This window comes from Thalassospira sp. CA1 (assembly GCF_059052855.1).
This window is the reverse complement of record NZ_JBZCIA010000006.1, coordinates 220,414-232,331: the sequence shown is the minus strand read 5'-3', so window position 1 is coordinate 232,331 and position 11,918 is coordinate 220,414. Positions and strand designations below refer to the sequence as shown.

The 11,918-nt window shown below is 57.4% G+C and carries 7 protein-coding genes; 5 read left to right on the top strand and 2 right to left on the bottom strand.

Going from position 1 to position 11,918, the window contains the following annotated elements; all coding sequences use genetic code 11:
- Positions 1-156: 156 nt before the first annotated feature.
- Positions 157-1,065, bottom strand: a complete 909-nt coding sequence (locus tag AC5Q5A_RS12565) for a LysR family transcriptional regulator (protein ID WP_493895483.1) — start codon at positions 1,063-1,065, stop codon at positions 157-159.
- Between the two features lie 166 nt (positions 1,066-1,231).
- On the opposite strand from AC5Q5A_RS12565, the gene speB reads away from it, so the two are divergent.
- A complete protein-coding gene (gene speB / locus AC5Q5A_RS12560) occupies positions 1,232-2,287 on the top strand; it encodes an agmatinase (RefSeq protein ID WP_493895482.1) in 1,056 nt (351 codons plus the stop codon).
- A gap of 66 nt (positions 2,288-2,353) precedes the next feature.
- Here speB and AC5Q5A_RS12555 read toward each other — a convergent pair whose 3' ends face one another.
- A complete protein-coding gene (locus AC5Q5A_RS12555) occupies positions 2,354-3,262 on the bottom strand; it encodes an AraC family ligand binding domain-containing protein (protein ID WP_493895481.1) in 909 nt (302 codons plus the stop codon).
- Between the two features lie 370 nt (positions 3,263-3,632).
- Here AC5Q5A_RS12555 and AC5Q5A_RS12550 point away from each other — a divergent pair, with 370 nt between their 5' ends.
- The 4 genes from AC5Q5A_RS12550 to AC5Q5A_RS12535 all read left to right on the top strand — a co-directional run bounded on the left by AC5Q5A_RS12550 (position 3,633) and on the right by AC5Q5A_RS12535 (position 11,901).
- Positions 3,633-5,744, top strand: a complete 2,112-nt coding sequence (locus AC5Q5A_RS12550) for a methyl-accepting chemotaxis protein (protein WP_493895480.1) — start codon at positions 3,633-3,635, stop codon at positions 5,742-5,744.
- Positions 5,745-6,087: 343 nt separating this feature from the next.
- Positions 6,088-7,254, top strand: a complete 1,167-nt coding sequence (locus tag AC5Q5A_RS12545; RefSeq protein ID WP_064788736.1) for an efflux RND transporter periplasmic adaptor subunit — start codon at positions 6,088-6,090, stop codon at positions 7,252-7,254.
- A gap of 2 nt (positions 7,255-7,256) precedes the next feature.
- Positions 7,257-10,448 carry an efflux RND transporter permease subunit gene (locus AC5Q5A_RS12540; protein ID WP_493895479.1) on the top strand — a complete coding sequence of 1,064 codons (3,192 nt, stop codon included), beginning with the start codon at positions 7,257-7,259 and terminating at the stop codon, positions 10,446-10,448.
- A gap of 1 nt (position 10,449) precedes the next feature.
- Positions 10,450-11,901 (top strand): efflux transporter outer membrane subunit, encoded by a 1,452-nt coding sequence (locus tag AC5Q5A_RS12535; RefSeq protein WP_493895478.1) that lies wholly within the window; start codon positions 10,450-10,452, stop codon positions 11,899-11,901.
- The last annotated feature ends 17 nt before the right edge of the window (positions 11,902-11,918 follow it).

Genomic DNA, 11,918 nt, shown 5'->3' with positions numbered 1-11,918 from the left:
GTTGTTGGTGCCGGTTCGTTTTGGCGACCGGCACTTTCATGGGCGTAAACGGGTGGGCGAGGAGCCGTCATTTCAGGCACCATACTGCCCGATATCAAATAGGCGGTATTGGACGATATTGCTATCGGTTGTTGGTGCCGGTTTTGGGGCTGCGGCTCAGGCCCGTTCGATGGCGAAATCGGCGATCAGCATATCAAGGAACAGCTTGGTGATCGGATCGGGTTGCTTGCTGTCATCAAGGCTTGCCTGAAAGGTGACTTTGACCTTCAACCGATCCGGCAGCACCATGCGCATGCGCCCGGCCTCGACAAACTGCTTGGCGTAATGTTCGGGCAGATAGCCCAAAAAGGCGCCTGACAGGATCAGGCGTGCCTCGGCCTCCATGTCCGAGACGGTGGCATGCGGGCGCGAGATGGCGAATTCCTTAAGGTCGCGACCCAGCCAGGATTTGCGCCCGATCAGGCGATAACGCCGGATTTCATCAATATCAATGTCCGCATCATCCAGCGCAAAAAGCGGATGGTCTGATCCGCAATAGAACCGGTGGATTTCGTCGTAAAGCGGGATATAGCGCAGACCTAGTACGGTCTTTGGAAAGCTGCAAATACCGATCTGGATATTATCAGTCACCACTTCGCGCAGAAGATCATTGGGCGGATAGGTGACGACATTCAGCGTCACATCCGGTGCGCGTTCCATAAACCGTGCAATGGTCTTTTCGATCCGCCGTGCTCCCGGATCGGTGATGGTATTATCGGTAAGCCCGATGGTCAGGGTGCCGCTCAGCTTGTCACGCAGCGCCCGCATCTTTGTTTCATATTGCGCGACCGATTTGAACAGCCGGTGGGCTTCTTCGAATACCACCTGGCCTTCGCGTGTCAGGGCAAAACCACCCCGCCCGCGTTTGCAAAGCGTGAACCCCAGCCGTGTTTCAAGGGCGGTGACATAGCTTGAAATTGTTGAAAGTGACAGATTGAGATCACTTTGCGCCGCGGCAAATCCCCCGGCCTCGACAATGGTCAGGAAGATGCGCAAAAGCTTGAGATCGGCCTGTTCCGTGATCATCGGGCGGGGTCCATGGGTAAGCGGTCATTACTTTGAGGATTACCAAAGTAAAGTTCAGAAATACGTGATTTTTAACGGCCGCGCAATTTGATCTGATCGGCCCAACAAAAACATTCGGCCATCGGTTCAGGTTTTATCAAACCGATGTGCCACTTCAGGAGGTCCCATGTTCACAGACGACAAGCTTGCAAAACTGCGTGAAAAATACAGCAACGCCAAGGGTGCAGACATCTTTGATCCGCATTTCCGCGAAGTGGCGGCATCGCAATTTTCCGAAAGTGGCGGGCGCAAATGGCCCTTTGCTGGCGTGCCGACTTTCCTCGATGCGCCATTTGCCGCCAATGCCGAAAGTGACAACTTCGCAGACCTCGACATCGCACTCGTCGGCGTGCCGATGGATCTTGGTGTCAGCAACCGTGCCGGTGCCCGTCTTGGCCCGCGCGCGGTGCGTAATATCGAACGCATCGGGCCGTATGAACATGTCCTGCGCATGGTGCCGGCTGCCATGGCGCGCATTGCCGATATTGGCGATGTGCCGTTTCGCAGCCGTTATTCGCTTGAAAGCTGCCACGAGGATATCGAGGCCTACTTCACTAAAATTGTCGGCGCTGGCGTCATTCCGATTGCCGTCGGCGGTGATCATTCAATCAGCTATTCAATCCAGAAGGCGGTGGGCAAGGATCGCCCGGTTGGCATGATCCATCTTGATGCCCATTGCGATACCTGTGGGGCCTATGACGGTTCGCGCTTTCATCATGGCGGCCCGTTCCGCGAGGCGGTAATGGATGGCGTCCTTGATCCGGAACGCACAATCCAGATCGGTATTCGCGGTGCGTCGGAATATGTCTGGGAATTCTCCTATGACAGCGGCATGACCGTGATCCACGCCGAAGAAGTGCCGAAAATGGGCATTGATGCCGTGATCGCCAAGGCCCGTGAAGTGGTCGGCGATGGCCCGGTTTATCTGTCCTTTGATGTTGATTGCCTCGATCCGTCCTTCGCACCGGGTACCGGCACGCCAGAGGTCGGTGGCCTCACCTCGCGCGAGGTGTTGGAGATCCTGCGCGGGCTCAAGGGGCTTGATTTTGTCGGTGCCGACGTTGTTGAAGTCGCCCCGCAATATGATGCCACCACCAACACCGCCCATATCGCCGCACAGGTTCTGTTCGAAGAACTGTGTCTGGTGGTCGATGCGATGAAACGCCGCGACGCTGGCGCGTAAATACAAATGATGTCGCCTGCCCACGTCATTCACATGACGGGCAGGTGATGTCGGTTTTATGCCCGATTAGGGATCAAGACTTGCGATAAACGCGCCGGGGCTGACACCCCACATGGCCTTGAAGTGCCGGTTCAGATGGCTTTGATCGGCAAAGCCGGTGGCGGCGGCCGCATCGGCAATGCTCGCCCCGTCAAACAGCAACCGCTTGGCCCGCCGTAACCGCATATGATTGAAATAGGTGTGCGGCGGAAGTCCGGTTGCCGCGCGAAACACGCGCAGCAAATGAAACCGGCTGAGCCCGGTAATCATCGCAAGATCATCAAGGGATATGTTCGCATCCAGATGTGCCGCCATATAGTCAATCACCGCCCGAACACGTTTGTCCTCTGACCCCGGCTGATAGAGATAGGGCGGGGCATCGGCATGGCGCAGTGCAAGGCGGGCGGCACTGTAAAGAAGCTGACTGTCACGCTCCAACAAGCTGTTGTTGCCGTTGCTGCCATCGTCATTCGGGCGAAACAGGCGGTGCAGGCCTTGCAGTTGCAAATGCAATTCCGGGTCGTTGACGACACAGGATCCGAAAAACGGCAGGCCGCTGTTTTTGGGCGAAAGCTCCGTCACCAGATCGCCAAACACCTTCGGGTCGATGAACATGATCTGGTATTGATAGCCATCCTCGGATGCCGGACTGCCATCATGCACCTGCATTGGGTTCATCATCAAAAGCTGCCCACGGGCGGCGACATAATTTGTCCCGCGGGTCGTAAACTGCTCCGCCCCGTTCAGGACAGTGCCAAACGCGTAATAGTCGTGGCTGTGCTTGGGGAAAGAGAAATTCTTGTAATCGGCTTCGAACATATCAATGCCGTCGGCTGCCCGCCAGTGGCGGGCAATCTCGCGGGGGCGGCCGGTCGCCGGTCGCGATGACGTCTGGCGACGCTGGGCTGCCGTGTTCTGTCGCGCAGCACTGTTCATAAGGCCATTATAACGCCAAGGCCGGGTGCCAGCTTGTACAATATTGTCATCATGACATTTTAGTTGGCATCATTCCAAAAAATCGCCGGAGGCCTGCGAAACCTTGCGGCGGAGGGTCGAGTCGCGGTCGATTTTTGGAAAATCACAGTGTTGACCCGCTTCGAAACGGATAATGACCTTCGTCCAATTGTATAATGTGATGTTCATATGAACATTTTCGGGCGGCCAGAATGTTGTTTTGCGCAGCGCAAATCACCATCCGGCACCTTGTTTGATCGACAAATGCGGGTTTCATCCAACTGTTACAAAACCGCGCCCTGCACCCATGTATGAATCGCGCCAAACGTAAATTTTGCTGTTTGGATGTCCCATGTTTCTTGATCGCATTCGTATCGGATCGCGCATCTTCGCCGGTTTCTTTGTTCTGGTTGTTCTGCTGGTTGGCCTGTCTGCCTTGTCATCAACCTATCTTCTGGGCTTTGGCGCGCATGCAGACCGCATTGCCAAAAGTACCGGTCTGGTCGGGCTTGCCAATGACTATGCACTGCGTCTGGAACGTCTTTCAAATCAGGTCCTGTTGTTTGCCCAGACGGTTGATCCGCTTGACCGCGAAGGCATTACCACCATGCGCGAGGCAGCCGAGCAAAGCGGTGCGACCCTTGTCACCCAACTGCGTCAAAACGGCGATAGCGATCGCGCAGATGCGCTTGAAAGCCTCAGTGCTGATTACATCGCAACGCTGGAGCCCCTTGTGCTGCGGGCGGAAAACCTGTCGGCAGCATCGGAAACCATGCTGCTTGGCGCCAATCAGCTTGGCAAATCCGCAAGCCAGCTTGAAGATTTCATCGCCAAACGCGATCCGGTGATTGCCGAGAAATATGCAGACAAGCTTGGTGCTGCCAATCTGGCCGCCATCGTCAATTCCCTGCAATTCCCGATCCTGCGTACCGCGGACTCACTTGATGCCGCCCGCACGCAGACCTCGGCCCTGACCGATCTTCAGGAAGAAATCAAAGCGTCCTTTGATGGCCTGACGCGCAACGAGAAAAAACTGTTCTCCTACGCGATCCGCGACAATGACTTGCTAAAACAGGGCGCGAACCAGCTCGAAGCCTCCATCGCAGGCTTCCGCCAATCGATGGATGACTTCAAATCGGCCGTCCGTGAAGTCCAGACCATCACCCAGAATATCCGAACAGACGCCATGACCAATCAAACTGCCCTGGTCGAGGCCGCCCACAATCAGTCGGAAAACTCGGCCCTGACCAACATCGTGGTTGCCGCCATCGGGGTTCTGATTGCCGTCGCCCTTGCGCTTGGCATCGCGATGAGCATCCTGCGTCCGCTGCGTCGGGTGAATGGTGACATGACGCGGCTGAGTGAAAACGACACCGATATCGCCCTTGCCGATATCAAGCGCCGCGATGAATTCGGCGCGATGTCGCGCACCGTTGCGATCTTCCGCGAAAACGCGCTCAAGATCGAAAAAATGGCCGAAGAACGCATCACCCTTCAGCGCATCGAAGAAGAAAAACGTCGCGCATCGCTTGGCGCGATGGCCGAAACGATTGAGGGCGAGACCACCGGTCTTGTCAAATCGGTCAATCATCAGGTGACCCGCATGCGCGAAGCCGTGGTCGAAGTCGCGGCCGCCGCCGAACGCGTCACCGGTCAAACCGAAACCGCAACCAGTGCCGCACATGACAGCCAGTCACATTCCAATGCCATCGGCGATGCTGCCAACCGTCTGCGCGAAGCCATTGTCTCGATCGCCAATCGGGTCGAACATCAACGCGACATCGCGCAAAGTGCTGTTGGTTCGACCGAGGAATCGGCAAAGGCCGTCGATGACCTGCGCGAAGTCGCCACCAGCATCGAACAGATTGTCGACCTGATCCGCGGCATTGCCGGGCAAACCAACATGCTGGCGCTTAATGCCACCATCGAGGCCGCCCGTGCGGGGGATGCCGGCAAGGGCTTTGCCGTTGTCGCGGCAGAGGTCAAAAACCTTGCCAGCCAGACCGAACGTGCGACCGAGCAGATCACCGAACATGTCAACGCCATGGGCGCTGTCACTGATCGGTGTGTTGCCTCCATGGAGGATGTCGGGGTCACGGTGCGGTCGATGATGTCAATTTCCGAAGAAGTCGCAGGCGATGTTGAACATCAACGCCGCGAGACCGAGGAAATTACCGGTGCCATCGCCCTTGCCGGCGATGCGGTGCGCAATGTTGCGACCGCCATCGGTGCGGTATCCGAAGACATTGAAGTCACCCGCAAGCTCAGCCTTGATCTTAATCGTCGTGCCGACGAGGTTGATCGCAATGTGACCGAGCTCACAGCATCCCTTGACCGTGCGGTGGCTTCTGCGGCTGGGAGCGAGGACGCTGATGGCACTGACGACAACGCCGAAGAAACCACCATATGGCACGATGATAATCTGGTGGTCTTCCCGCAAACGCAACAGCGTGGTGCCGCCTGATTTACCTGCACCGGCCCGCGGTTTCACTGCTGAAATTCAAAATTGAACAACAAAGGCCTGCACACCGTATAGAGGGTGTGCAGGCCTAATGCATTTGGTCAGTGCTATCGGCGCAAAACGCAGGATTTGTCAGCAGTTAAGATACAAACTGCGACGTTTCTGATACACTTTTTGTGTGGTTCTCACTGGCGGGTTGCAATATCGTTCGGGGCAACGGTATTTCATCAAAAGCATAAAGCCTACTATTCGGTACTGAATTGAAATACCGGCACTTTCCCGGCGCGGGAACAGTGTCATTTGCAGTAAGGTTGTTTGGTCAGCCCGACTTGGAAGTATCAATGTGATGGCGCGTAAATCAACGCTTCTGATCGCAGGTGTTGCACTGATTGTTGTTGCGGCCTCTGCCTATATCTTTGCCAAAGACGACATCACGGCGTTAATCGCGCCCGATGCGCAACCCGCAAGCACCGGGCAGCGCGGTGGCGGCGAACGCAGTCTTCCGGTCATTGCCGAATATGCCAGCCTGATGGATGAAAAGACCGTTGTCGAAGCGGTCGGCACGGGCAAATCGGCCCTGGGTGTTTCGATCTATCCGGCCGTGTCGGGCGAAGTTGCCGATGTGCTTGTGCGCGCCGGTGACAAGGTAACCGAGGGACAGGTTCTTGTCATTCTGGACTCTGATCGCGAACGCCTTGCCCGCGATCTTGCCGCTGTTCAGGCCCGCGATGCCGAACAACTTCTTGCCCGCTATGAAAAGGCCCGCCCGCTGGGTGCCGTTGCCGAAAGCGAAGTCGACAGTGCCCGCACCGCCCTGGCCGAGGCCCGCATCGCCCTTGATCAGGCAGAGGTCAATCTGGCCGATCGCACCATTCTGGCCCCGTTTGATGGCATCGTCGGCATCCCGCAGGTCGAGGCCGGCGACCGTGTTGACAGCTCCACTGCCATCGTAACGCTTGATAATATCGATAGCATTCTGGTCGATTTCGAAGTTGCCGAAACCCGGTTTGACAATGTACGTCCCGGCCAGTCTGTCCGGGTTGAAACCTGGAGCCTGCCGGGCGAAGAATTCACTGGGGTGGTTGAATCTATTGGCAGCCGCATTGACCCTGAAAGCCGCACCTTTGCCGTGCGCGCCCGGGTGCCAAACCCCAATAGTCGTTTGCTGGCCGGGATGTCCTTTGCGGTTTACGTCGATATCGAAGGCAAACAATATCCCGCAGTTGCCGAAATCTCGGTCCTGTGGGGCGATGAAGGTACCTATGTCTGGCGGATCGACGATGAAGACAAGGTCTCGCGCGTTCCCGTCCGTGTTGTGAAACGGACCAATGGCCGGATCCTTCTGGATGGCGGGATTGCCGAGGGTGATCTGGTCGTGGTCGAGGGTGTCTTGCGTCTGCGTCCGGGCCGGACTGTTTCGGCAACCATTCGCGGGGATAACCCCGCGCCTGAAAATGCGCCGTCTGATGCGGGCGGCGTTGCCACCCGCGAAGGCGCTGGCGAGGGGTCCTGATCATGACGACAGGAAGCGAAAATCACGATCATAACGACCTTGCATCGCTAAGTATCCGGCGCCCTGTTCTGATCAGTGTGGTGTCGATGCTGATCATCCTGGCCGGTCTTGCTGCGATGCTGGGGGTCGAAATTCGCGAACTGCCCAATGTCGACCGCCCGACCATCACCGTGACCGCCGACTATGACGGGGCATCGCCGGAAACGGTCGATTCCGAAGTCACCGGGATCATCGAAAGTGCGGCATCGCGTGTCAGTGGCATCAAGGAAATCAGTTCGCAAAGCGAAGAGGCCAACGCCCGCATTCGCATCGAATTCTACCCAGATGTTGAAATCAACGATGCCGCCAGTGACATCCGCGAAGCCATCAGCCGTGCCGAACGCAGCCTGCCCGACGGGGTGGAAAACGTCCGCGTGGTCAAGGCCGATGCCGATGCCAGTGCGATCATGCGCATTGCGGTTGTCAGCAACAGCCTGACCGAGGAAGAACTCGCCAACATCGTCGAAGACCAGATCAGCCCGTCCTTGCTGTCGGTGCCCGGCGTGGCCGAGGTCGGGGTTAACGGGGATCGCGAACGTGTTTTGCATGTACGCATCGACCCGCTGCGCATGGCCAGTTACGGCCTGTCGGTTCAGGATGTCGCCGACCTTTTGCGCACAGCCCAGTTTGATATTCCCGCCGGCAGCTTTGAATCATCCGATCAAAAACTGTTTGTCCGTGCCGATGCATCCGTTTGGGAGGTCGACAGACTGAACCAGATGCTGGTGCGCGATGGTGTCCAGATGGGCGACGTTGCCGATATCTATTATGGCCCGGATGATGCGACGTCCTATGTGCGGCTGAATGGTCGCACCGTGATCGGGCTGAGTATTACCCGTCAGGCACAATCCAACACAATCGCGATTTCCAATGGCGTGCGCGATGTCGTTGAACGCCTTAACGAGCAGTATGACGATCTGGATGTGTTCGTGAACTCCGATGACGCGGTCTTTATCGAAGGCGCGCTATGGGAAGTGATCTTTAGTCTCGGTCTTGCCATCGCGATTGTGATCGGGGTGCTTTACCTATTCCTCAGATCCTTTACCGCGACGCTGATCCCGACCATCACCATTCCGATTGCCCTGATCGGTACGGTTGCCGCCATCTGGGCGATGGGCTTTTCGATCAACATCCTGACCCTTCTCGCACTTGTTCTGGCAACCGGCATGATTGTCGATGACGCGATTGTTGTGCTGGAAAATATTCAGCGCCGCCGTCATCAGGGGCTTGGCTCGATGGCCGCCGCAGTGCTGGGCTCGCGCCAGGTGTTCTTTGCCGTGATCGCCACCACGCTGACACTGATTTCGGTGTTCGTTCCGATTTCCTTCCTGCCAAGTACGGCGGGCCGTCTGTTCCGCGAGTTCGGTTTTGTGCTGGCCTTTGCGGTGGTGGTGTCATCCTTTGTCGCACTCTCGCTGTGTCCGATGCTGGCATCGCGCCTGAAACATATCGATCCGCATGATGGCAAAGCCGATGATGCGCCCAACATGCTGGAACGTTTCGGCTTTTTCTGTGCGGGGATTTATCGCCGCATTCTCGAAGCCGCCCTTGGCAGCCCGATCATTACCGTAATGATTTGTGTCGTTGCCGGTGGGCTTGCCTTCGGTGTCTATACCAACGTGACGCAGGAATTGCTGCCCGATGAGGATCGCGGACGTATTCTTGTTTCCATGCGGGGACCGGACGGGGTCGGCATCGACTATATGGACCGTCAGGTCGAGGCGGTTGAAGACATCCTGCGCCCGGTGGTCGAGGCAGGTGATGCTTATAACATCTACACCATTGTCGGCCTGTGGGATCCGAACCGCGCCCTTGTGATTGCTCCGCTAAAACCGTGGGAAGAACGGTCCCGCTCGCAGCAGGAAATTACCGCGTCAATCCGTGGGGATCTGAATGCCCTTCCGGGTGTGCAGGCCTATGTCTGGCAACCTAACAGTCTCGGCTTGCGCGGTGGTACGGGCGAGGGACTTGAGTTTGCCCTGACCGGGACAAGCTATCGCACGCTGGCCGAAAATGCCCGCGCCATGCAGCAGGAGATCGAGGCAAACTATCCCGGCCTCACCGGCCTTCGGGTATCCTATCAAACCACCCAGCCGCAGCTTCTGGTTAATATTGATCGCAAGCGCGCCTTTGATCTCGGCATCCCGATCGAAGAACTTGATACTACGCTGCGTGCGATGATCGAGGGTTATGAAGTCACCGAAATCAATGTCGATGATCAGAACGTCCCGATCAAGCTGCGCAGTGCGCTGGGCAGCATCAATGACCCATCGGACCTTGAAAACCTGTTTGTCACCGGCACCAATGGCCGCATCCTGCCGCTGTCTTCTGTCATCACCTTGACCGAGGAAGCCGTCGCCTCCGAACTTGAACGCGAAGGCCAGCAACGTGCTGTGACCATTTCGGCCAATCTGGCGCCGGGCTATACCCTGGCCGAGGCGGTTGCGGATGTGAACACGGTCGGCGATCAGTTGCTGCCGCCCGGTGTCGGCATCCTGTTCCTGGGTAATGCGGCGGCCCTTGGCGAAACCGCCAACGACGTGCAGATCACCTTCCTGATTGCGGTTCTTGTCGTGTTGTTGGTTCTGGCCGCCCAGTTCGAAAGCTTTACCTCCGCGCTTGTCGTGGTATTGACCGTGCCGTTTGGTTTGGCGGCGGCGATCTATGCGCTGGCGCTCAGTGGCACCTCGATCAATATCTACAGCCAGATCGGGTTGGTCATGCTGGTCGGGCTGATGGCCAAGAACGGGATTCTGGTTGTCGAATTTGCCGATCAGCTCCGTGATGCCGGTAAATCCGTGCGCGATGCCGTGCATGATGCCGCGATGGTGCGTTTGCGCCCGATCATGATGACCATGATTTCCACTGTTCTGGGCGGCTTGCCGCTTGTCCTTGGCACCGGTGCCGGGGCCGAGGCGCGCGCGGCCATCGGTTGGGTGGTATTTGGCGGTCTTGGCTTTGCCACGGTCTTTACATTGTTCCTGACCCCGGTGCTGTACTTGTTGCTCGCCCCCTTGGTGTCGGCCCGTGCCGATGGCGGCAAGAAACTGCAATCGCAACTGCGCGCCGCCGAAGCCATTCCCGATCATGGCGAGGCGGCATCACATGTCGCGGCGGAGCCCAGAAGTGGCGGTCTTCAAGGAAGTGCGAAATAATATGAATAATCCTCACATTTCTGCGATTTCGGGAATTGCCCTTCTGCTCGCACTGGCTGGCTGCCAGTCTGTCGGGCCGGATTATACCGCGCCGAACTTCGATCTTGTCGGCGCCTATACCCCGGAAATCCCGGTGATTGCCGCCAATCAAAGCAAACAGGACCGCTGGTGGGAAAGCACCACTGACCCGGTTTTAAATGGTCTGATTAATGAAGGGGTCGACAATAATATCGACCTTCAGATCGCAATCAGTCGCATCCGTGCGGCTGCGGCGACTGCACGTGGTGTTGCCGGGGCGAATGGGCCACAGGTTGGCGCATCGGTTAACGGATCGGCCAGCCGATCGACCTCCAGCCGCGCCAGCGGCGATCAGGTGACCGATATGGGCTATGGCGCGGGCATTGATTTGTCCTGGACCGCCGATATCTGGGGCGGTCAAACCCGTGAGGAAGAAGTCGCCGAGGCCGATTATCTTCAACAGGTTTACCTGCGTGAAGATGTTTATCGTGTGATGATTGCGGATATCATCCGCAACTATATCGAACTGCGCGGCGCGCAGCGGCGTCTCGCCCTTTTGCGGGACTCGCTTGATCTGCAACGCCAGACCAGCAACATCGTGCAGGTCCGTTTGCAAACCGGGCTGGGTTCCGAGCTTGATCTGTCACGGGCACGCGCCGAGGTCGCCGATCTTGAGGCAACAGTTCCGATCCTGCAGACCACCATTGACCGGTCGATCAACGCGATTTCCATTCTGGTCGGCGCACAGCCGGGCACCCATCGCGACCTGTTGCTGGATGCATCGCCACTGCCCGAATTTCAAAGCAGCCCGCCAATTGGCATCCCGGCCGATTTGCTGCGTCGTCGGCCAGATGTGCGCGCGGCCGAGTTGGCGCTGATTTCCGCGACCTCGCAAATCGGGGTGGAAACCGCAACGCTGTATCCGGAATTGACCCTTGATGGGTCGCTTGCGCTTGGGGTGACCGGCTATGGCACTGGCCCGATTGTTCGAACGGCCATGGCCGCCATCGGGGCACTGATTGATGCGACCCTGTATGATGGCGGCGAACGGCGTGCGAATATCACGGTGGCCGAGGAAGAGGCAGAACAAGCCTTCCTCACCTATCGTCAGACGCTTCTGAGCGCGATTGAGGAAGTCGAAAGTGCGATTTACGGCTATGTCGGGGCGGTGGCACAGCGCGATTCCCTGATCGCATCGGTGCAATATCACCGCGACGCCTTTGAACAGTCGCGTGTGCGCTACGTACAGGGATTGTCGGACTTTCTTGATGTGCTCGATTCCCAGCGCAGTCTGACCACATCGCTGCAATCACTGGCTGATTCCGAGACCGATCTGGAACTTGAAACCATCAATCTCTATAGCGCGGCGGGACTGAGTGTTGAGGATGTCGAACGCTATGCCAACGAGGCCGGTGTGACGTTGGTAAACGGTTAGAACCTGTTGCGGCAAAT

Bases quoted from the DNA above. Each gene is read 5' to 3' on its own strand.
- AC5Q5A_RS12565 (WP_493895483.1), bottom strand. From the start codon at position 1,065: ATGATCACGGAACAGGCCGATCTCAAGCTTTTGCGCATCTTCCTGACC.
- speB (WP_493895482.1), top strand. From the start codon at position 1,232: ATGTTCACAGACGACAAGCTTGCAAAACTGCGTGAAAAATACAGCAAC.
- AC5Q5A_RS12555 (WP_493895481.1), bottom strand. From the start codon at position 3,262: ATGAACAGTGCTGCGCGACAGAACACGGCAGCCCAGCGTCGCCAGACG.
- AC5Q5A_RS12550 (WP_493895480.1), top strand. From the start codon at position 3,633: ATGTTTCTTGATCGCATTCGTATCGGATCGCGCATCTTCGCCGGTTTC.
- AC5Q5A_RS12545 (WP_064788736.1), top strand. From the start codon at position 6,088: ATGGCGCGTAAATCAACGCTTCTGATCGCAGGTGTTGCACTGATTGTT.
- AC5Q5A_RS12540 (WP_493895479.1), top strand. From the start codon at position 7,257: ATGACGACAGGAAGCGAAAATCACGATCATAACGACCTTGCATCGCTA.
- AC5Q5A_RS12535 (WP_493895478.1), top strand. From the start codon at position 10,450: ATGAATAATCCTCACATTTCTGCGATTTCGGGAATTGCCCTTCTGCTC.